General features: G+C 42.5%; 19 protein-coding genes, 1 tRNA gene and 1 pseudogene. 15 read left to right on the forward strand and 6 right to left on the reverse strand.

Features of this window, described 5'->3' with window-relative positions; all coding sequences use genetic code 11:
• Positions 1-23 precede the first annotated feature (23 nt).
• Complete coding sequence (locus tag P253_RS02695; RefSeq protein WP_016658335.1) at positions 24-518, forward strand: hypothetical protein; 495 nt, start codon at positions 24-26, stop codon at positions 516-518.
• Positions 519-871: 353 nt separating this feature from the next.
• Here P253_RS02695 and ychF read toward each other — a convergent pair whose 3' ends face one another.
• Complete coding sequence (gene ychF, locus P253_RS02700) at positions 872-1,963, reverse strand: redox-regulated ATPase YchF (RefSeq protein WP_005177206.1); 1,092 nt, start codon at positions 1,961-1,963, stop codon at positions 872-874.
• A gap of 322 nt (positions 1,964-2,285) precedes the next feature.
• On the opposite strand from ychF, the gene P253_RS02705 reads away from it, so the two are divergent.
• Positions 2,286-3,050: a glutathione S-transferase family protein gene (locus P253_RS02705; RefSeq protein WP_016658334.1), complete on the forward strand. Its 765-nt coding sequence runs from the start codon at positions 2,286-2,288 to the stop codon at positions 3,048-3,050.
• A 57-nt stretch (positions 3,051-3,107) separates the two neighbouring features.
• Here P253_RS02705 and P253_RS02710 read toward each other — a convergent pair whose 3' ends face one another.
• Entirely contained in the window at positions 3,108-4,463 is a 1,356-nt protein-coding gene (locus P253_RS02710; protein ID WP_016658333.1) for a hypothetical protein, read from the reverse strand.
• Positions 4,464-4,837: 374 nt separating this feature from the next.
• Between P253_RS02710 and P253_RS02715 the strand changes: the two genes are divergently transcribed.
• A complete protein-coding gene (locus tag P253_RS02715; protein ID WP_005177212.1) occupies positions 4,838-5,308 on the forward strand; it encodes an Lrp/AsnC family transcriptional regulator in 471 nt (156 codons plus the stop codon).
• A gap of 51 nt (positions 5,309-5,359) precedes the next feature.
• Here the strand turns inward: P253_RS02715 and P253_RS02720 are convergent, their stop codons facing one another.
• Positions 5,360-6,109 carry a YebC/PmpR family DNA-binding transcriptional regulator gene (locus P253_RS02720; protein ID WP_016658332.1) on the reverse strand — a complete coding sequence of 250 codons (750 nt, stop codon included), beginning with the start codon at positions 6,107-6,109 and terminating at the stop codon, positions 5,360-5,362.
• 109 nt (positions 6,110-6,218) lie between these two features.
• A complete protein-coding gene (locus P253_RS02725) occupies positions 6,219-6,785 on the reverse strand; it encodes a 1-acyl-sn-glycerol-3-phosphate acyltransferase (protein WP_035363066.1) in 567 nt (188 codons plus the stop codon).
• A gap of 270 nt (positions 6,786-7,055) precedes the next feature.
• Here P253_RS02725 and P253_RS15360 point away from each other — a divergent pair, with 270 nt between their 5' ends.
• The 4 genes from P253_RS15360 to P253_RS02740 all read left to right on the forward strand — a co-directional run bounded on the left by P253_RS15360 (position 7,056) and on the right by P253_RS02740 (position 9,745).
• A complete protein-coding gene (locus P253_RS15360; protein ID WP_008306679.1) occupies positions 7,056-7,451 on the forward strand; it encodes a transposase family protein in 396 nt (131 codons plus the stop codon).
• Positions 7,399-7,869 carry an IS5/IS1182 family transposase gene (locus P253_RS02730; protein WP_016658330.1) on the forward strand — a complete coding sequence of 157 codons (471 nt, stop codon included), beginning with the start codon at positions 7,399-7,401 and terminating at the stop codon, positions 7,867-7,869. Before P253_RS15360 ends, P253_RS02730 begins: the two co-directional genes overlap by 53 nt.
• 591 nt (positions 7,870-8,460) lie before the next feature.
• Positions 8,461-8,537: transfer RNA gene (locus P253_RS02735), tRNA-Ile, on the forward strand.
• A gap of 275 nt (positions 8,538-8,812) precedes the next feature.
• Entirely contained in the window at positions 8,813-9,745 is a 933-nt protein-coding gene (locus P253_RS02740; protein WP_035362985.1) for an IS5-like element ISAba12 family transposase, read from the forward strand.
• A 285-nt stretch (positions 9,746-10,030) separates the two neighbouring features.
• Here P253_RS02740 and mobR read toward each other — a convergent pair whose 3' ends face one another.
• Positions 10,031-11,698, reverse strand: coding sequence for a phenol degradation transcriptional regulator MobR (gene mobR / locus P253_RS02745; protein WP_016658328.1), 1,668 nt, complete (start codon positions 11,696-11,698; stop codon positions 10,031-10,033).
• Positions 11,699-12,101: 403 nt separating this feature from the next.
• Between mobR and P253_RS02750 the strand changes: the two genes are divergently transcribed.
• From P253_RS02750 to P253_RS02785, 8 genes are all read left to right on the forward strand, one after another.
• The gene (locus P253_RS02750) at positions 12,102-12,395 is read left to right on the forward strand and encodes a phenol hydroxylase subunit (protein ID WP_016658327.1); all 294 of its coding nucleotides are present in this window, start codon (positions 12,102-12,104) and stop codon (positions 12,393-12,395) included.
• 19 nt (positions 12,396-12,414) lie between these two features.
• Positions 12,415-13,419 (forward strand): aromatic/alkene monooxygenase hydroxylase subunit beta, encoded by a 1,005-nt coding sequence (locus P253_RS02755; RefSeq protein WP_016658326.1) that lies wholly within the window; start codon positions 12,415-12,417, stop codon positions 13,417-13,419.
• 11 nt (positions 13,420-13,430) lie between these two features.
• Positions 13,431-13,697: an MmoB/DmpM family protein gene (locus tag P253_RS02760; protein ID WP_004971969.1), complete on the forward strand. Its 267-nt coding sequence runs from the start codon at positions 13,431-13,433 to the stop codon at positions 13,695-13,697.
• A gap of 92 nt (positions 13,698-13,789) precedes the next feature.
• Complete coding sequence (locus P253_RS02765; RefSeq protein WP_016658325.1) at positions 13,790-15,316, forward strand: aromatic/alkene/methane monooxygenase hydroxylase/oxygenase subunit alpha; 1,527 nt, start codon at positions 13,790-13,792, stop codon at positions 15,314-15,316.
• Positions 15,317-15,433: 117 nt separating this feature from the next.
• A complete protein-coding gene (locus P253_RS02770; protein ID WP_016658324.1) occupies positions 15,434-15,796 on the forward strand; it encodes a phenol hydroxylase subunit P4 in 363 nt (120 codons plus the stop codon).
• 68 nt (positions 15,797-15,864) lie between these two features.
• Positions 15,865-16,926, forward strand: coding sequence for an NADH:ubiquinone reductase (Na(+)-transporting) subunit F (locus P253_RS02775; RefSeq protein WP_016658323.1), 1,062 nt, complete (start codon positions 15,865-15,867; stop codon positions 16,924-16,926).
• 147 nt (positions 16,927-17,073) lie between these two features.
• The gene (gene catA / locus P253_RS02780) at positions 17,074-17,994 is read left to right on the forward strand and encodes a catechol 1,2-dioxygenase (protein WP_016658322.1); all 921 of its coding nucleotides are present in this window, start codon (positions 17,074-17,076) and stop codon (positions 17,992-17,994) included.
• Positions 17,995-18,151: 157 nt separating this feature from the next.
• Complete coding sequence (locus tag P253_RS02785) at positions 18,152-19,024, forward strand: SphA family protein (protein ID WP_016658313.1); 873 nt, start codon at positions 18,152-18,154, stop codon at positions 19,022-19,024.
• A gap of 285 nt (positions 19,025-19,309) precedes the next feature.
• On the opposite strand, the pseudogene P253_RS02790 reads toward P253_RS02785, so the two are convergent.
• Positions 19,310-20,087, reverse strand: a pseudogene (locus P253_RS02790) (IS3 family transposase); the annotation flags it as partial.
• Positions 20,088-20,159 lie beyond the last annotated feature (72 nt).

The following is a 20,159-nucleotide window of genomic DNA, read 5'->3' on the forward strand; positions in this document are numbered from 1 at the left end:
ATGTTTGTTGAAGCGAGCCAGATATGTGGATGTTCAAAACACGTCAATTTGTGGTTGCGACTGTACTGGGCAGTAGCCTGTTATTACAGGCCTGTGGGAGCGATCAGTCCGGTGAAAAACCGGAAATTAAACCTGCACCGAAACTGACCAATGATGCAACGGCGTATGCAGAAGCGGCCTGGAAGCTGATGAATGAGGTGGAACCTTATGTTTATCGCAAACAGCGCAATTTAATTGAAGATAATGTACGCAAACCGGCGCGCCAGTTAAGCACCGAATGGCGCATTAATGTCAAAATGACTGATTCAGTCACCGAAGGTAAATATGCCTTATGTCGTAAAGCACTCACCAGTCTGGAAATCTGGGCGCGTGCGACGTTAGAAAGTAGTGCAACGGTAAGCCAGAAACAGGCCGATTATGAGCGCGATAAACAGCAATGTGCCGATGCAATTGCTCATCCGGAACTCGGAAATACCGATCCCAAACAAAAGGGCAATGCGATTGCGACAGCATCCTGAAGCATCAACAAGCGGAGTGTTCACTCCGCTTTTTTAATGGCTGCGCTGTATTGAATTGATGTTTGCAATCAGAACAGCAATTACACTACACCATCAACCATGTAATATCTTGGTGCAGTTCTGGAATTGATGAGCACTTGTAGTGCAGATGAGTGCACTGAAATCAAGTGCTTTCAAAAATTGGAAAGCGTAGGGAATGCATTACCCTCTTATTAAATCAAAGAAAACATTAAGATCGGCTCGCTGATTGATTAACTTTCTTGCTTAAACTGTGGTGAGCCAAAGATTGATCCTTAAAAAAGAGTATAAAAAAACCCTCAAATATTTGAGGGTTTTTCATTGATATCAGGCGATTACACGTTAAAACGGAAGTGTAAAACATCACCGTCTTGTACGATGTAAGTTTTACCCTCTAAACGCCATTTACCTGCTTCTTTGGCACCAGCTTCGCCGTTGTATTGTACAAAGTCATCATAGGCCACACATTCAGCACGAATAAAGCCTTTTTCGAAGTCGGTATGAATTACACCTGCTGCTTGTGGAGCGGTTGCACCGACTTTCACCGTCCAGGCACGTACTTCCTGCACACCGGCAGTGAAGTAAGTTTGCAGACCGAGTAAGCCATAACCTGCGCGGATGACCACGTTCAGGCCTGGTTCTTCCATACCCATCGCTTCTAAGAATTCAGCACGTTCATCATCTTCTAATAATGAAATTTCGGCTTCAATCTGGTTGCAGAGTGGCACCACAATCGCATTTTCAGCTGCTGCCAGTTCACGTACTGCATCTAAATGCGGGTTGTTTTCAAAGCCATCTTCTGCCACGTTGGCAATATACATGGTGGGTTTTAAGGTTAATAAACCAAAACCACGAATCAGTTTACGTTCGTCATCGTCCAGATTGGCTGCACGTGCCGGTTTGCCCTCATCCAGTAATGGCAGGATTTTTTCTAAAACGGCTTTGGTCGCAACTGCTTCTTTGTCGCCGCCTTTGGCTGTTTTGGTTAAACGGGTCACGGCTTTCGATACCGTTTCTAAGTCGGCCAGCGCAAGTTCAGTGTTGATGGTGGCAATATCGTCCAGCGGGTCAATTTTACCATTGACGTGAATGACGTTTTCATCTTCAAAACAACGCACCACGTGAGCAATCGCGTCAGTTTCACGGATGTTGGCCAGGAACTGGTTACCCAGACCTTCACCTTTTGAAGCACCTGCAACCAGACCGGCGATATCCACAAATTCCATGGTGGTCGGCAGGACACGTTGTGGGTTTACAATGGCCGCCAGTTTATCTAAACGCGCATCCGGCACCGGCACAATACCGGTGTTTGGCTCAATGGTACAGAACGGGAAGTTTTCAGCAGCAATTGCAGCTTTGGTTAAGGCGTTGAAAAGAGTCGATTTACCAACGTTAGGCAGACCTACAATACCACAATTAAAACCCATGAAATGACTCACAAAGTGTTATTCAAAAATTGTCGCTGATTTTACATGAAAGCCAGCATAAAGTCAGGTCATGGCGGGGATGTTTGTTGAAAAAGCATATTTCTGAAATATGTGCTGCGGATGGTGGGTAATGCGTGCCGTATCTTTGTTGATTTTTAAACAGGATAGCCTGGCCTAGATACGCTTGATGAAGCGTTTGGCCGAATACTGGCGATTTTTGAATAAAAAGCGCATTGTTTTTCAGCAGCAGTATGACTAAAGTAGCCAATGGATGTTGGCTGTTCAAATTATTGAACAAAAAATAAAAATTGACGGAGAAGATATGCGTATTTTGTACCAGTTTCCTTTATCTCATTTTTGTGAAAAAGCGCGCTGGCTGCTGGATCATAAGGAACTGGATTATAACGCGCAGAATTTAATTCCGGGTGTGCATCGTGCTTTTGCCAAGCTAAAAACCGGACAAAACAAGCTGCCGATTTTACGCGATCAGGATCAATGGATTGCGGACAGTACCCAAATTGCCCTGTATTTAGATGAAGTGTATCCGGAACATACCTTATTACGCTCAGACCCGACGCAGCGCAATGAAGCGCTGGAGATTGACCAGTTGGCCTCGACTCTGGGCTATCACGTCCGCCGTTGGGGACTGGCACATACTTTGTCTGAAAGTGAACAGCCTTTAGATTTGCTGATTGGTGAAAAAGGTTATTTACGTCAATTTGAAAAATACTCCAAACCGATTATGAAGATGCTGATTTCCAAAGGCTATCAGCTGGATCAGGACAAGGTTGATGAATCGGAACGGGAAATGCGCCGTTTAATAGCAGAATTAAACCAGCGTCTGATAGCCAATGGCGGTGCATATTTTGTCGGTGAGCGTTTAGGCCTGGCGGATATCGCGGTCTGTTCCATGCTGGCCCCGATTCTGGAAATTCAGGATACGCCGTGGGAAAAAGAGCAGGGCGAAACCTTGTCCGAACAATTTCTGCAATTTAAACAGGAACTCAGTGATTTACCTTTAGGGCAATATGTACTGAGAATTTATCAGACCGAGCGTCATGCCCGTGTGGACTGGCGTGGTATCTAAAACGGCAACCATAAAAAATACGCGCCTGTCGCGTATTTTTTGACTTTATCAAATCCATTAAATGAATGGGGTAGATGAATCCAGATCAATTGCAGGCAGTTGCGGTGCAAGGCTGAGCAGGTCAAAGTTGCTGCTACTGCTCTCTGTACTGGTCGATTGCAGAGCTTCCTGAAGTTCAGGCAACAGGTTGTCCAGACTCAGACTGCTGTCTGCTCCTGTGCTGGCACCTTGTAGCAGATCTTCCAGATTAAAGTCAGTTGAACCAAATGCATCGCCCAAGCTGTCAGTAAGATTGCCTAGGTCAAAGTCTGTGCCACCGTCAGTCAGACCTTCCAGTAAGCCGCCTAAATCAAAACCACTGCTGATGTCTGTGAGCCCGCCAAGTAAGACACTTAAATCAAACTCACTGCTGCTACCTGTCAGACCTTCAAATAACTGGGTCAGTGTTTCAAGGTTCAGATCACCGGTGTTATTGCCGATGAGTCCTTCAAACAGTTCAGAAATCGTTTCAAGGTTAATTTCACCCGTATTGCCACCGATTAAGCCACCGACCAGTTCTGAAATTGCGCCAATATCAAAGTCGCCCGTACCGCCGCCAATCAATCCACCAACCAATTCAGCAATGGCAGCAATGTCAAGATCGCCCGCACCACCACCGATTAATCCGCTGATTAATCCGGCAATCGCGCCGATATCAATATCACCGGCACCGCCGCCAATTAAACCACCAACCAATTCAGCAATCGCTGCAATGTCGATATCGCCCGAACCACCAGCCATCAGGCCACTCACCAGTTCTACGATTGTACCGATATCAAAGTCTCCTGCACCACCGCCAATGAGACCACCAGCCAATTCAGCAATGGCAGCGATGTCGAGATCACCTGAACTGCCACCCATCAGGCCGCTTACCAGTTCTACGATTGCGCCGATATCAAAGTCACCAGCACCGCCGCCAATTAAACCACCGACCAGGTCAGCAATGGTACCAATATCCAGGTCACCCGTATTACCGCCAATCAAGCCACCAATCAGCTGGCTAATCGCTTCAAAATCCAGATCAGCGCTATCACCGCCAATCAGACCACCGATTAAATTGCTAATCGAGCCCAGATCAAAACTGCCACCATTGGCTTGGGTCAATTGATTAATCAGGCTGGAGATATCCAGACTACTGCTATTACTTCCTGTAAACTGGCTGATTAAATTGCTAAGACTGCTGCTGTCCAGGCTGTTTCCAGACAACAGACTTTGCAATAAGCTGTCGAGGGTTGGGGTAGAGGGGCTGGTGAGTTGTCCAAACCAGTTCGATAAGGTCGAGCTGATGCCACTGAAAAAGCTGCTGGTTTGGGTTTCGACAGTTAAAACCGGGCTGAGCTTGCTTTTCAGCAAACTGAAAGATTTAAAAGCCATGAAGACGATTCCGTGTGTTCTTATGTTTTTGTTTTGCTGGTGTTGAAACGCATCTTTTTAAATCTATTTGTATACACTTGTCAAAGATGACTGTCTGGAATCAGCTGCATGTGGGCAGAGATGGCGATTTTAACGCAGCAGAGAGAAGGAAATATTTGAGAAAACAGCGGTTTATTGAAGCTGACCGTTTATCTGTTTTTAAAAGATCAAGATAAGTGGCAGATGTCTGATCCCGTTATGCTTCAGTTATGTCAGTCCATCATATCTTGAAAAAAAATTTCAATAGATGAAAAAATAATGAGAAATAAATATTGTTGAGGGGCTGATTCGGCTAAAATTATAAGGTGTCATTGCCTGTTAAAAAGAGTATAAAAATGGAATTGGATCGCTTTGATAAGCATATTCTTGAAATTTTAAGTCATGAAGATGTCAATTTAAATGAATTGTCGGAGCGGGTGAATTTGTCGGTGAGTTCGGTGCATCGCCGGATTAAAAGCCTGATTGATCATAATATTATTTCAGGTTTAAAACGGGAAATTAATTACCAGAAACTCGGCTTTAGTCTGCATGTCCTGTTGCAGGTGTCGCTGAGTAAACATGATACCGATACCTTTGCCAAGTTTCTGGAAGAACTGGAAAATATTCCCGAAGTGATTAATGCCTTTTTGGTGACCGGGCAAACCGCTGACTTTATTGTAGAAGTGATTGCGCGGGATATGGAAAACTACAGTGAAATTTTACTCAAACGCATTGGTAAAATTGACCATGTAGTGGCACTGCATTCGAGTTTCGTCATTAAAGAATATAATGTTTTAAACTGCTCGAATTTGCTCAATAAAGTTTAATTTCTAAGAAATAAAAAACGCGCCATCTGGCGCGTTTTTTATCTTTGCGTTTTAAGCATCTAAGGCAGCTAAAATGTCATCAGAGAATTCAACGTTGGTATAAACGTTCTGAACATCATCGAGATCTTCAAGCATATCAATCATTTTCATGATTTTTTTAGCCTGGTCGATGTCGGTGATTTCAGCTTTGGTTGATGGGCTCATTACCACTTCAGCATTGTCAGATTTTAAACCTGCTGCAGCTAAAGCATCCTGAACGGTACCAAATGTTTCTGGAGTGGTAATCACCAGAATTTCATCTTCAGACACTTCAATATCTTCAGCGCCGGCTTCTAATGCCACGTCCATGATCTGATCTTCTAAAGACACATCTTCAAACGTAATTTCACCACGTTTGGTGAATAAGAAGGCCACTGAACCGTTGGTGCCTAAGTTACCATCGGTTTTAGAGAAGCAGTGACGAACGTCTGGTACGGTACGGTTTAAGTTGTCGGTCATGGTTTCTACAATCACGGCCACACCGCCGACACCATAACCTTCATAGGTGACTTCTTTTAAGTCATCGTTATCTTCACCGCCAGCACCACGTTGAATCGCACGGTTAATCACATCACGTGTCATGTTGACCGATAATGCTTTTTCGACTACAGCACGTAAGCGAGGGTTGCTCCCTGCATCCGGACCGCCGAGTTTAGCAGCAGTTGTCAGTTCACGAATGTATTTGGTAAACAACTTACCACGACTAGCATCTTGTTTGGCTTTACGATGCTTGATATTGGCCCACTTGGAATGACCCGCCATGCGAAATATGCTCCTTGTAGATTGGCTGTATGCCGATCGAATTGCACATATTCTACCATAAGCCCTTTTTCTGAAAAAAGGGCAGGGTTTTAAGTTTTAACTGAAAAATTTACGCTGTTTTCACGTCTGGAATAATAATATCCAATCCTGTGTTTTCTTTATAGAGCTGTTTGATCAGCGCAAGATCATGCGCCAAGTCGGTTGGATAAATTTTACCAAAAATCCCGCCTTGCTTGGTTTCAGAGTTGGCATACATCAGCACAATCGGCACATTGGCGGCTTTGGCAATATGCCAGAAACCGGTACGAATTGGCTTACGTGCTTCACCATTTTTTGCACGGGTCGCTTCAGGTGCAATTACCAGATTGAATTTTTCATTGCGCTGGAACAGCTCCACCATTTGTCCCACGATGTCCTGATTGGCTTTACGATCAACCGCAATACCGCCCACGGCTTCAAGTACCGGTTTAAGTGGACCTTTGAATAATTCTTTCTTGATTAAGGTATGAATTTTCATGTCGAAAATTTGGAAGATGGCCAGTGACAGCACTGCATCGAGCATCGAGGTATGCTCAAAACCAATAATGACCTGTTTATCTTCCAGAATATCAGGTTCGACGTTATAGCTCCATCCGGCAACTTTAAATGCAGCTTCGCCAATAAATTTTTTTAACATGGGTACAGAGTAAAACAAACGAAAGCGCATAATTTGTGCTTGTTCGGCTTTAGAGTCAAGGGTTAATTTGTGTAACTGTGCAGAAAAAATAAAGACTTGTTTGGGCGCTAAATACTATCTAACAACTTATTGTTTTTTAGATATAAATTAAAAGTTATTAAGACTTAAAATAAATGAGTATATAAGATCTCTTTCATAAATCAAAAAACGATCTTCCTTTTGATTAATATTTGCACTCCGGATTTCTTAGCATTCGTGCATAATCTGCGGATGAAATACATCGATTCAAACAAGCTTTCTGATCCTCAGTTCAAGCGATACACAGGCATCTCATGGTCAACTTTCTATTTGATGGTTGAGCAATTGCAGAAGCATGTCTCTGCCAAAGGCAGACCGCCCAAGTTAAGCCTGGAGGATCAGGTTCTGCTCTGTCTGAGCTATTGGCGGGAATACCGAACCTTATTTCACGTTGCGACGAGTTACGGGGTTTCAGAGCCCACAGCCTCAAGAATTGTCCGTCATGTTGAAGATTGCCTGATTCGGTCCAATCTGTTTAATTTACCCAAAGATTTACCCGAGGGCGAAGGCATCGACTGGAATGTTGTGATCGTGGATGCCACGGAAATTCCAATCCAAAGGCCTAAAAAAACAGAAGAAAAGCTATAGCGGCAAGAAAAAGACCCATACCTTTAAAGTACAGGCCATGATTCACTACAAAACTCAGCAAATTCTGAGTTTATGTACTAGTCGCGGTGCAGTGCATGATTTCAAGTTGTTCAAACGCAATTTAAACCAGATTCCTTTTGGGGCTTTTATCCTTGCAGATAAAGGCTATCAGGGGATTTATGTGTTGTATCCGAATAGCCTGTTGCCATTAAAAGCCAAAAGACACTGTAAATTGGATCCTGAATTGAAAATCTATAATCAAGAAATCAATAAAAGAAGAATCGGAATTGAGCATGTATTTGGCAGCCTGAAAACCTTCAAAATCCTTGCTGAGCGTTATCGAAATAGAGGTAAAAGGCTTGGTTTGAGATTCAATTTAATCGCTGGAATCTACAACTTGGAACTGAGCAAAAAATGATTTATGAAAGAGGTCTATAGAAAATTACTATTAAGAAAGTGAAAAAAAAGCTATTCAGCAGATAATTTAAGCATTAGACTTTTGTCGTAGATAGGTCGTGGTTCAGGCCAATGTCCAACTTTAGGCTTAACCTCAACAGGAATAGCAAAATGACATATTTGACCGCACTAATTGTTGCTTCGCTCATTTTAATGGTGATTGTGCTTTGGTCTATTGCTGAACTTGTGTTCGAATCGCGCAAAGAAAAGTCACTGAACTCAAAAAGAGTTTAAAATTTCAGCAGTACGAATACTTTATAAGTTTTTGTACTCAGGATATAAAGTTATTTCAAAAAAGTATAATTTTTTATTGATTTATTGCTTTTTTATCTTAAAAACAAATAAATTGCGAGTTTACCTCTCATGACATGAGCGCAGTTTCAGTGCAATGCTTGATGAGATGATGTCGTGCAATTTCCTGCTAATTTTTGGGCTTCTGGTTAACTGTTGTCTTACTGTACAAGCGATTTTGAAAGGGGCTTGTAATTTAAAAAAATCTTCGCTAGTATTCATGGCGCCTGAACTTGTTGATATATAACAATTTCAGTGAAAAGGGCCTATAGCTCAGTTGGTTAGAGCAGCGGACTCATAATCCGTTGGTCGACAGTTCAAGTCTGTCTGGGCCCACCAGTTTTTTGTAATCATATGCACAGTTTTGTAATGATTTGATATATAAACCCATGAATTATAATGATTCATGGGTTTTTTATTTCTGCTTTTTGCACAACTATGTTTGGCTATGCACAGCTTTATTTGACCCTCTTGTGTATCCAATCTTGTATCCGATACTCTTTCTGCATTACTCGGATACAAGAGATTTTGTTATGAAAAGAGCGGCTTTAGATAACATCGGCTTTGTTGCACAAACCTATCTGTAAAGGCTTTTTCAGCGATATAATTTTCAAATGAAGAAGCCTACACACAAAATCTACCGCACAACCAATTGGCCCGCATATAACCGAGCACTCATGAGTCGCGGAAATATTGCCATTTGGTTTGATCCTGCTACGCAATGGTATGCTCCATCAAAAGGCAAACAAGGGCGAAATCAAACCTACTCCGACGCAGCTATCCAATGCTGCTTAATGATTAAATCCTTATTCCGTCTGTCTTTACGTATGGTCACTGGCTTTGTGCAAAGTCTGATTAAACTTTGCGGATTAAATTGGATAGCTCCAGATTACACCACGCTTTGTAGAAGACAAAAGCATATTGATATTGTAATCAGCTACCAAAAAAGTAGCGATGGGCTGCATCTACTCATGGACTCTACAGGCATGATGTTTCTAGGTGAGGGCGAATGGAAACGCAAGAAACATGGACCTGAATATCGTCGCCAATGGCGTAAACTTCATATTGGTATAGATGCTAAAACCCTACAAATACGAGCAGTTCAGCTTACAACCAATAATGTCAGTGATTCACAGGTGCTTGGTGATTTACTTAATCAGATTCCACAAGATGAGCAGATTAACTCTGTTTATACCGATGGAGCTTATGACACCAAGCAATGCCGTCAGGTCATTGCAGATCGGCAAGCGCATGCGGTGATTCCACCTAGAAAAAATGCGAAACCATGGAAAGATACAAAGAGTAGCTCGCTAGAGCGAAATGAATTACTTCGAGCAATTAAACGTTTAGGCAGGACACTATGGAAAAAATGGTCAGGCTATCATCGGCGAAGTTTGGTTGAAACTAAGATGCATTGCATCAAATTATTAGGAGATAAACTCAGTGCAAGGAGTTTTGATAGCCAAGTGAATGAGATCCATGCACGTGTAGCAGTCCTTAACAGATTTACGGAATTAGGTCGCCCACTTACCCAAGTTACGCCTTAAATTTAGCTCAATTAGGGGCGCTTTGCATTTCAAATCTTTGTGCAACAAAGCCCTTATAAAACTGAATTGAGTGGTCTAATTAACGGAACCATATTACATAAGATCGCTTCCATGATATTTCTACTATTCTTTGAACGGTAGCAATCATGTAATCGCATAGTATCTTTAATTTGCTGCCAGATATCATCGGTAAGAAGAGTACGTTCCATTGAAAATATAGAAATAAAAATAAGTCAAAGGAAGATTTTAAGTATTTAAAACCAATTATTTAAATGAGGACACGCCCTAATAATATTTATTAAGTCGATAATCGAGCTTTGCTCGACTAATACCCAACAAACGGGCCGCTTCAGACACATTGTGTTTTGCTTTTTGCATCGCGGTCATAATCAGTTGTTGTTCATGTTGTTCTAAATCAAAACCTTCAGTCAACAGTTTGTCTAAATCTACGTTGGCTTGTTCATCTACGCTATGCTCGCTGTGCATTTGTGGAAATAAGGCTTTCAGTTTAATCAGTTGTTGATCTTCCGTTAGCAGTACCGCACGTTCGAGCAGGTTTTCCAGTTCACGAATATTGCCAGGCCAAGCATAGCTTTGCATAAAATCAGTGGCTTTTTCACTGACGCCCTGAATTTGTTTGTCATACATTTTTTCAAAGCGTTTTAAAAAGTGTTCGACTAACAGCGGTAAATCTTCACGGCGTTCACGCAGAGGTGGAATTTGGACAGGAAAAATATTTAAACGGTAATATAAATCGGCACGGAAACGCCCAGCTTTAACCGCTTGTTCTAAATCTTCATTGGTTGCAGCAATCACGCGAACATCAATATGACGGGTTTGTGAATCTCCGACACGTTCCACTTCACCTTCTTGTAGCACACGCAGCAAAGCCGCTTGAGCACGTGGTGAAAGTTCGATCACTTCATCTAAAAAAATAGTACCGCCATGGGCGCGTTCAAATTTACCTACACGTGATTGATGTGCACCTGTAAATGCACCTTTTTCAACACCAAACAGTTCAGATTCAATCAGTTCAGGCGGAATTGCCGCACAGTTGACTGCGACAAAAGCATATTCTTTACGTTGACTCAGTTCATGTACACCACGGGCAAAGGCTTCTTTCCCGACACCTGTTTCACCTTGCAACAAAATGGAAACTTTTGCACCTGCGGCTTTTTTGAGTAAGTCACAAACCCGTTGATAAGCTGCCGATTGCCCGACTGAGCTGAACATGCTGTAGTCATTTTTACTGGTGGTATAAATCGATTTTTTCAGTTCATACAATTCGGCTTGTAGTGCAATGAGTTCCTGTTCCATCGGTTCGGGTGACATGAACTGAATCAGTTCATCAGCATTTTCCCATTCACTGAGTGGTTTACCAATAATGCGACAGTTCGCATGTCCACAGGTTTTACATTCTATTTCCTGATAAATAATGGTCATGCCTGTGGCATAACTGCTGTACCCGCAAGCATAGCCTAGCAGCATCCAGCAAGAAGGTTCATTGCTCGGTCCAAACTGTTCAAGATGTACATCGGCTTCAAAGGAATTATGCCAGTTTAAGTCTGCATAAAACTGTTTTTTCTTTTGATTTAAAATCAGTTGATTGGCAGAAACTTGTACCATGCCACGAATACCGTGCATTTGTGGCCCTGCCATAAAAGCCTGCTCTTCATTTAAGCCTGGGCGCATTTTAGTGGTGACTTCTGCATCTTTTAGACCTGCCTGATAGCCTAAACGAATAAAAAAGCGTTTGGTGCGTTGTATTCCAATCATATTGACAAGGTCTTTACGCAAATAGCCGATGACGCTGGTATGCATCAGCAACATGCGGTATTCGTCAAACCAGATTTGTCCATGCTCAGTGTCAAAATGTAGCTTGGAAAGCAGGTCATGAATTTCCTGAGGATAGCCTGCATTTTTGCCGCTACTGTCGTATTTTACTAGTGCCATGCGCCGTGTTTAATCCATTAAATTCGTGGCTGGTTAGCTATCTTATGCAAATTCGTGAAAATTTAACAATACATAAATAGTATCATGCCAAACCTTAAAGGTATTTGAGTGTATCTATATGTTTTTATTTTTATTTTAGGCGAATTGCATAAAGCAAAAGGATAATTTTTTGTATCCGAGTGGGCTATATTTCATCAAATCATGAAATCTAAAAATTTTTTTACATAAAAATTCATCAAATCATGAAATTCAAATTCTTATAAAAACACTCGGATTTTTTAAATTGCTGTTTTTCAATGTTTTTATAAAGTTGGCACGCTTGTTGTAATAGTAAAAGTAAGCAACAGATGCATGAAGCAACTGAAGCAAGCTCTGAATGAATCAGATCTTGTAGGAGAACAATATGAAGGATGCAACAGGCGCATTGCCCTTAACCAAATATATTCGAGTGACGGGTGATATTAATGCCGGATTTGTCGAGTTCGACTTTGCCATTCACGATCCTACTTTATATGTGGAGTTGGTGTTACCGCAGCAAGCATTCCGCGAGTTCTGCGCAACCAATCAAGTGGTGGAAATGAGCGAACAACAGCAAGCCGTAAATGATGCTGAAGAAGACAAATGGCGTTACGGCATTGAACATGACACTTTAGTCGGTGCACAGCGATACAACATTGATCATGAAGATCAACACTGAATGCTTAAGGAGATAAGCGATGACTTTAGAAATTAAAACAGCGGGTATTGAGCCAATTCGTCAAAACTATGCCTATATTGAGCGTCGTTTTGGCAACAAGCCAGCCACCCGTTATCAGGAAGTCAGTTTTGATATTCAGCCGGAAACCAACTTTCACTATCGTCCGCTGTGGAAACCTGAAAAAACCTTAAATGATAAAACCCATACTGCAATTGAAATGCAGGATTGGTACGCATTTAAAGACCCACGTCAATTTTATTACGGAACTTATGTGCAGCATCGTGCGCGTTTGCAGGACATTGCTGAAAGTAACTTTAGCTTTTTTGAAAAGCGTCAGTTGGCAGAGCATATTTCTGAAGGCGTCAAAGCCAAAGTGATTGCCTTGTTTTTGCCGTTTCGTCATATCGAGCAAACTGCCAATTTACACATGATGTCGGGCAGTGCTTATGGTTACGGCACGGTGCTGAGCCAAGCCTGTATTTATGCTGCGATGGATCGTTTAGGTATGGCGCAGTACATCTCACGTGTCGGTTTGGCACTCGATGGCAACACGGGCGAATCTTTAATTCCAGCCAAACAAGCATGGATGCAAGATGAAGCATGGCAAGGACTGCGCAAGCTATGTGAAACTAGTTTGACCGAGCAAGACTATTTCAAACTGTTTTTATTACAAAACTTGGTGATTGACAGTTTTATGAGCGAATTGTTTTACACCCAATTTGATCAATGGTTAGCACAGCATCAAGCACGTGACTTAGCGATGCTGATGGAATTTATGCAGGAAGCTATGGCAGATTTGCGCAAATGGTCAGACAGCGTATTTAAAACCGCAGCAGCAGAATCTGCACATAACAAACAATTGTTGAGCCAATGGTTAGCCGAATATTTACCTGAAGTGAAAGCGGCATTTGCAGTGTGGGCAGCTGAGGCGTTGTCTGCAGATGCAGTCGACATTGCAGAACAAAAACTGCTGGAACGTAGTAAAAAAATTGGCATCGAACTTGAACAAATTTTGCAGGCTTAAGGAGAAGCAGCATGTCTAAGGTTTATCTGGCATTACAGGACAATGACACATCGCGCTACATCATTGAAGCGATTGAAGAAGACAACCCAGATGCCACGATTCAATATCTGCCAGCCATGATTCGGGTAGAAAGTGAAACAGGTCTGATTGTTAAAGCAGAAACGGTATCTGAAAAACTTGGACAAGATTGGGATATTCAGTCTTTACAACTCAACATGATTACGTTGGGCGGCAACGTCGAAGAAGATGACGACAGTTTCCGTTTGCACTGGAACTAGGAATAAGGATGCGCACTGAGCCAATTTGAGTGCAGTGCCACCAGAACATATTGCTGCATAGATTGCCGCTAAAAAATTTAAGGATGATGAGCATGAATTCACAAGTCAAAACCCCAGCAAAAAAAATGAATGCCAAAGACCGTTATCGCGCACTCACTCGTGACTTGGATTGGGATTTTTCTTATGCAGACCGCAAAGAAGCCTTTCCATACGAAGAATTTGAAGGCATTAAAATTACAGACTGGTCTAAATGGGAAGATCCATTCCGTTTAACCATGGATGCTTACTGGAAATATCAGGCAGAAAAAGAGAAAAAACTCTACGCGATTTTTGATGCTTTTGCACAAAACAATGGTCAAATGAACGTGACCAATGAACGTTACTTAAATGCCATCAAACTGTTTTTAACTGCGGTAACTCCGCTTGAATATCAGGCATTCCAAGGTTATGCGCATGTGGGGCGTCAGTTCAGTGGTGTGGGCGCACGTATCGCATCACAAATGCAGTCGATTGATGAATTGCGTCACGTGCAGACACAAATTCATGCCATGAGCCATTACAACAAATTCTTTGATGGTTTTCAGGATTGGTCGCACATGCATGACCGCGTTTGGTACTTGTCTGTACCAAAATCTTTCTTTGAAGATGCCCGTTCTGCAGGGCCGTTTGAGTTCTTATTGGCGATCAGTTTTGCATTTGAATATGTATTGACCAACTTGTTGTTCGTACCGTTCATGTCGGGTGCGGCACACAATGGCGATATGGCAACCGTAACCTTTGGTTTTAGTGCACAGTCCGATGAAGCACGTCACATGACTTTAGGTCTAGAAATTGTGAAATTCTTGTTAGAACAACACGAAGACAACGTGCCAATCGTACAGGAGTGGATTGATAAGTGGTTCTGGCGTGGGACACGTTTGTTATCGATTGTTGGCATGATGATGGACTACATGCTGCCAAACAAAGTGATGTCGTGGAAGGAAGCGTGGGAAACTTACTTTGAAGAAGCGGGCGGTGCGTTATTTAAGGACTTGAGCCGTTATGGTATTCGTATGCCGAAATATTCAGAAGTGATTACCAAAGAAAAAGAACACGTGTCGCATCAGGCATGGTGGATTTTCTATAACTTCGGTCATGCAGCAGGTTTCCATACATGGATTCCAACCGATCAGGAAATGGATTGGTTATCTGAAAAATATCCAGATACCTTTGACAAATACTACCGTCCAAAGTGGGAAATCGCACGCAAGATGGAAGCAGAAGGTAAGCGTTTCTACAGTGCAGGCTTACCGCAATTGTGCCAGATTTGCCAAGTGCCAATGACATTCACCGAAATGGATGGCGATCCGACCATGTTTGCTTATCGTGAGTCTGTTTATAAAGGCGATCGTTACCACACTTGTTCAGATGGTTGTCACGATATTTTTGAACGTGAACCTGAAAAATATGTGCAGGCATGGTTACCAGTTAACCAAATTCTACAAGGCAACTGTGGTGGCTTAGATTTGGAAAACATGCTGCGCGAATATTATCGATTTAATGTCGGTGCAGATAACTTGGATATTGAAGGTTCGCCAGACCAGCAACGTTGGAGAAAATGGAAAGGTGATGCGGCATAACTCGCATTCAATATCTAAGGTAAATATATAAAGTTTAAGTTATTTCAAGCTTTAAAATTAAAAGGATTTTGGTTTGAGCCATTTTCGGCTTAAACCACCTCAATACGGAGAATGACCATGTCAGTACGCGCTATTCGCCCAGATTACGACTTTGAACCACGCGATCTACAAAAACACTATAGCGGCAATATTTTGATTTATGTGGGTTGGGATCATCACACTTTATATTGTTCTGCACACGCCATGTTGGTTTCGCCGCAGCAAACTTTTCAGGAGTTTTTGGATCAGCAAATGCAAGCGGGTTTTCATCAACATCCTGACTTTGAAAAAATTAAATGGGATAAAGTGCAATTTACCCTGAACAAACAGGCGATTCAGCCACGCCCTGAACAGACCTTGGCAGAAATTGGCTTCGATCATAAATCACTACTGCGCTTTGTAACTCCAGGGCTGAATGGGTACAAGGACGCACACGTTTAAAACAGCAAGATCACAACTAGATAAAGACAGCAAAGCACAGACAGTAAGTGCAAGACAGGAGGTCGCAGATGAGCTATCAAGTCACAATTGAGCCAATTGGTACAACCATTGAGGTTGAAGAAGATCAAACCATTTTAGATGCCGCGTTACGTCAGGGCGTGTGGTTGCCATTTGCTTGTGGGCACGGCACTTGCGGCACTTGTAAAGTCCAAGTCACCGATGGTTATTATGATGTGGGCGAAGCATCACCTTTCGCGCTGATGGATTTAGAGCGTGAAGAACACAAAGTGTTGGCGTGCTGCTGTAAGCCAGAATCAGACATGACCATTGAAGCCGATGTCGATGCAGACCCTGATTTTCTGGGTTATCTAGTACAAGATTATCAGGCCAAAGTCATTGAAGTTCGCGACTTATCTCCAACCATTAAAGGTGTGCGTTTGCAGTTAGACCGCGCAATGGATTTTCAGGCAGGGCAGTACATTAACGTGCAATTCCCGGGCATTGAAGGCACGCGTGCGTTTTCTATTGCCAATGCGCCAAGCGAACTCGGTATTATTGAATTGCATATCCGTCATGTGGTGGGCGGTAGTGCAACGACTTATGTGCATGAGCAGCTAGCAGCAGGCGATGAACTGGAAATTTCAGGGCCTTACGGACAATTCTTTGTACGTAAATCGGATGAACAGGATGCGATCTTTATTGCTGGTGGCTCAGGTTTATCTAGCCCGCAATCTATGATTTTAGACCTGCTTGAATCGGGTGATACCCGCACCATCTACCTGTTCCAAGGTGCGCGAGATGTTGCGGAATTATATAACCGAGAACTGTTTGAGAAATTGGTCAAAGACTATCCAAACTTCCGCTATATTCCTGCTTTGAATGCGCCTAAAGAAGAAGATGGCTGGACAGGTTTTACAGGTTATGTGCATGAAGCAGTTGCTGACTATTTTGAACAGCGCTGTGGTGGTCATAAGGCCTATTTATGTGGCCCACCGGTGATGATTGATGCGGCCATTTCAACCCTGATGCAAAGCCGTTTATTTGAGCGAGATATTCATACCGAGCGCTTCTTGAGTGCTGCAGATGGGGCAAGCGGTCAGTCACGTTCTGCATTGTTTAAACATATTTAAAAAAAGATTAGAAAAAACTTAAGGACATCGTTCAGTGCCGTAGAAACTCGCTTTGGCACTGACTTAAACCAACACTGGAAGGTAGTGTCAAAAACTAAAAATAGCACTGTTCAATTCTACAGTGCCAAAATAGACAAGGAGGATTACATGGACCGTCAACAAATTGATACTTTAGTGAAAGAAATGAACGTCGACACTGCGACAGGCCTTGTCGATCAACGTGTACAGCAAATTGTAGTACGTTTGGTAACAGACTTATTTCAAGCTATTGAAGATTTAGACATTCAGCCTTCTGAAGTCTGGAAAGGTCTGGAATACATGACCGACGCAGGCAAAGCCAATGAACTTGGTTTACTTGCAGCAGGTTTGGGTCTGGAACATTATCTAGATTTACGTGCCGATGAAGCCGATGCTAGAGCAGGCGTGACAGGTGGTACACCACGTACCATTGAAGGGCCATTGTATGTTGCAGGTGCACCTGAATCAGTCGGTTTTGCGCGTATGGATGACGGTTCAGAATCAGATCATATAGATACTTTAATTATTGAAGGTAAGGTCACTGACACACAGGGCAACATTATTGAAAATGCCAAAGTCGAAGTTTGGCATGCTAATAGTTTGGGCAATTATTCATTCTTTGACAAAACCCAGTCTGACTTTAACTTGCGCCGTACCATTTTTAGTGATGCAGCAGGTAAATATGTAGCGCAAACCACCATGCCAGTTGGTTATGGCTGCCCACCAGACGGTACGACTCAAGCTTTATTAAACAAACTGGGACGTCATGGTAACCGCCCATCTCACGTGCATTACTTTATTTCTGCACCGGGTTTCCGTAAATTGACCACTCAATTTAACATCGAAGGCGACCAATATCTTTGGAATGACTTTGCCTTTGCTACCCGTGAAGGCCTAGTCGTTACAGCAGTAGATGTGACTGATCCTGCAGAAATCCAGCGCCGTGGTTTAGACAAGCCATTCAAACACATCACCTTTAACTTTGAATTGGTCAAAGATCTAAATAACGCACCATCAACCGAGGTGGAACGTCGCCGCGCAAGCACATAATTTACCGTCCCTAGCGCTACTTTCCAAATTTTCCACAGCGTACCCCAGCCTCATCAAGCCATTTGGTGATGCTGCTCACTTCAGTTTCTTGCCAAGGTATGAAAGATTCAACATGGCAAGCAAACTTCATCAAAATTGGCATTGAATAGGATGTTCTATGAAAAACAAAATCTACGCACTCATGTTATTGAGCGGTATAGCAACGCATGTCTGTGCAACTGAAAACGGTTTAGACTCTTTTGCACTGGGTGCTGAAGGCATTGCTGCAGGTGCTTTGCCACCACCTGGGGTATATTTGCTGAACTACTACCAAAATTACCATGCCAGTGAGTTTAAAGATGGTCCCGACAATTTCCATGTCGATGTAAATGCCTTTATTCCACGTCTGGTGTGGATGACCCCACAACAAATTGCAGGCGGGCAATTAGGGTTCTATGCAGCACAGCCTTTAGTCAATTTACGTTTAAATGCGATGGGCGCGTCGGATTCTAACAGTGGACTGGGAGATTTAGTGATGGGCACTATGCTCGGTTGGCATAAAGGTAACCATCACAGTATTGCAGGTCTGGAAGGTGTTTTTGCTACCGGAGATTATGACAATGCCAATCCCCAACGTCCTGTAATTGCGAATTTAGGCAAGAATTATCACACCATTCGGCCAGTTTTGGCTTACTCGTATTTGCAGCCACAAGGTTGGGAGTTTTCGACCAAACTGTCTTATAGTTTCAATACCGAAAATGACGATACCAACTATCAATCGGGCGATTATTTTGCTGGGGATTATGCAATCGGTTATCAGTTAAATGATCAAGTGAAATTGGCACTAGAAGGCTATGTGTTTAAACAAACCACAGATGATGACGTGAATGGTGTCAGTATTGGCAATAAAGGACAGGCGTTGGCATTTGGCCCTGCAATTCAATACAAACAGGATAACTGGTCATTAGAGGCGAAGTTCCTGAAAGAAACCGAAGTGGAGCATCGTCCTGAAGGACATTCCACCACCTTAAAAATGGTGTGGGCATTCTAACGACTCAGAGTTCTTACTGAGACGATGATCTTAAGATTAAGCCAAGTTAAACTTGGCTTAAATCAATTGAGAAATGCTTGGATTTAGTGTGATCTTCAATCTCAACAACCTGCTCGATCAAAAACAAGCTAGATCAAAAGCATTCACAAATCTTATATAACCAAGCCCCTTGAAACAGAACATTTTACAAATTATAGAATTCACCAGACTTATAGTTTAATAACCATTTTTTGAAATTTTTTATTTTTGAACCGTACCGGGTTTGTCGGAGACTTTTTATTTAAGTTAGGCCACCTGACCTAACGGGTTATTCTTATCATAGTACATTGCTTCAAAATCAAAAGGTGATACATAACTCAGTGCACTGTGTACACGCTCTTTATTGAATCAATCTACCCAGTTGAGTGTCGCAAGTTGTACATCAGCTAAACCTTGCCAATCTGCTTTTAAATATTCAATCACCTCTGTTTTGTATAAGCCATTCACTGTTTCAGCCAAAGCATTATCGTATGAATCACCAGTCGTACCGACTGATGCTCTTAAATTTGCTGCTTCTAAACGATTGGTATAACGAATTGAAAGATATTGCACACCTCTGTCGGAATGGTGAATCACGTTCTTTGGCATGCCTCGATCATGCAATGCTTGCTCTAATGCATCAAGCACCATATCTGTATTCATACGTGTTGATCCAACAATTGCTCGTGAGAACACATCAATAATAAATGCGGTATAGACCCAACCTGACTTGGTTTGAATATACGTGAAGTCAGCGACCCACAGGTGGTCAGGTTGATCAGCACTAAAATTCCATTTCACCAAGTCATTCGTTCGTTTTTGATCATCTCTGCTACGGGTAGTTTGTTTATTCTTACCACGCCAAACACCTTGTATACCTAGCTTTTGCATCAATCGAGCAACTGTACAGCGCGTAATAACATAACTTCTCGTTGCAGTTGTTGCCAGACTTTACGAATGCCATACCACCCCGAACTTTCTTTCCAAATTCGTTTGATTTGCTCAGCATGATGAAATCATGTAGATCTCGTTTTGCTCGATGTTCCCTTGCGAAGCGATGCTTTTCATCGCAGAAAAGTTGGTCACCGACAAACCCCTGGTACGGTTTAACATAAAA

The organism is Acinetobacter indicus CIP 110367 (assembly GCF_000488255.1).
GTDB classification, from domain to species: domain Bacteria; phylum Pseudomonadota; class Gammaproteobacteria; order Pseudomonadales; family Moraxellaceae; genus Acinetobacter; species Acinetobacter indicus.

Bases quoted from the DNA above. Each gene is read 5' to 3' on its own strand.
- P253_RS02775 (WP_016658323.1), top strand. From the start codon at position 15,865: ATGAGCTATCAAGTCACAATTGAGCCAATTGGTACAACCATTGAGGTT.
- mobR (WP_016658328.1), bottom strand. From the start codon at position 11,698: ATGGCACTAGTAAAATACGACAGTAGCGGCAAAAATGCAGGCTATCCT.
- P253_RS02710 (WP_016658333.1), bottom strand. From the start codon at position 4,463: ATGGCTTTTAAATCTTTCAGTTTGCTGAAAAGCAAGCTCAGCCCGGTT.
- P253_RS02755 (WP_016658326.1), top strand. From the start codon at position 12,415: ATGACTTTAGAAATTAAAACAGCGGGTATTGAGCCAATTCGTCAAAAC.
- P253_RS02750 (WP_016658327.1), top strand. From the start codon at position 12,102: ATGAAGGATGCAACAGGCGCATTGCCCTTAACCAAATATATTCGAGTG.
- P253_RS02760 (WP_004971969.1), top strand. From the start codon at position 13,431: ATGTCTAAGGTTTATCTGGCATTACAGGACAATGACACATCGCGCTAC.
- catA (WP_016658322.1), top strand. From the start codon at position 17,074: ATGGACCGTCAACAAATTGATACTTTAGTGAAAGAAATGAACGTCGAC.
- P253_RS15360 (WP_008306679.1), top strand. From the start codon at position 7,056: ATGAAATACATCGATTCAAACAAGCTTTCTGATCCTCAGTTCAAGCGA.
- P253_RS02705 (WP_016658334.1), top strand. From the start codon at position 2,286: ATGCGTATTTTGTACCAGTTTCCTTTATCTCATTTTTGTGAAAAAGCG.
- P253_RS02785 (WP_016658313.1), top strand. From the start codon at position 18,152: ATGAAAAACAAAATCTACGCACTCATGTTATTGAGCGGTATAGCAACG.
- P253_RS02720 (WP_016658332.1), bottom strand. From the start codon at position 6,109: ATGGCGGGTCATTCCAAGTGGGCCAATATCAAGCATCGTAAAGCCAAA.
- P253_RS02725 (WP_035363066.1), bottom strand. From the start codon at position 6,785: ATGTTAAAAAAATTTATTGGCGAAGCTGCATTTAAAGTTGCCGGATGG.
- P253_RS02730 (WP_016658330.1), top strand. From the start codon at position 7,399: ATGCCACGGAAATTCCAATCCAAAGGCCTAAAAAAACAGAAGAAAAGC.
- ychF (WP_005177206.1), bottom strand. From the start codon at position 1,963: ATGGGTTTTAATTGTGGTATTGTAGGTCTGCCTAACGTTGGTAAATCG.
- P253_RS02770 (WP_016658324.1), top strand. From the start codon at position 15,434: ATGTCAGTACGCGCTATTCGCCCAGATTACGACTTTGAACCACGCGAT.
- P253_RS02765 (WP_016658325.1), top strand. From the start codon at position 13,790: ATGAATTCACAAGTCAAAACCCCAGCAAAAAAAATGAATGCCAAAGAC.
- P253_RS02695 (WP_016658335.1), top strand. From the start codon at position 24: ATGTGGATGTTCAAAACACGTCAATTTGTGGTTGCGACTGTACTGGGC.
- P253_RS02715 (WP_005177212.1), top strand. From the start codon at position 4,838: ATGGAATTGGATCGCTTTGATAAGCATATTCTTGAAATTTTAAGTCAT.
- P253_RS02740 (WP_035362985.1), top strand. From the start codon at position 8,813: ATGAAGAAGCCTACACACAAAATCTACCGCACAACCAATTGGCCCGCA.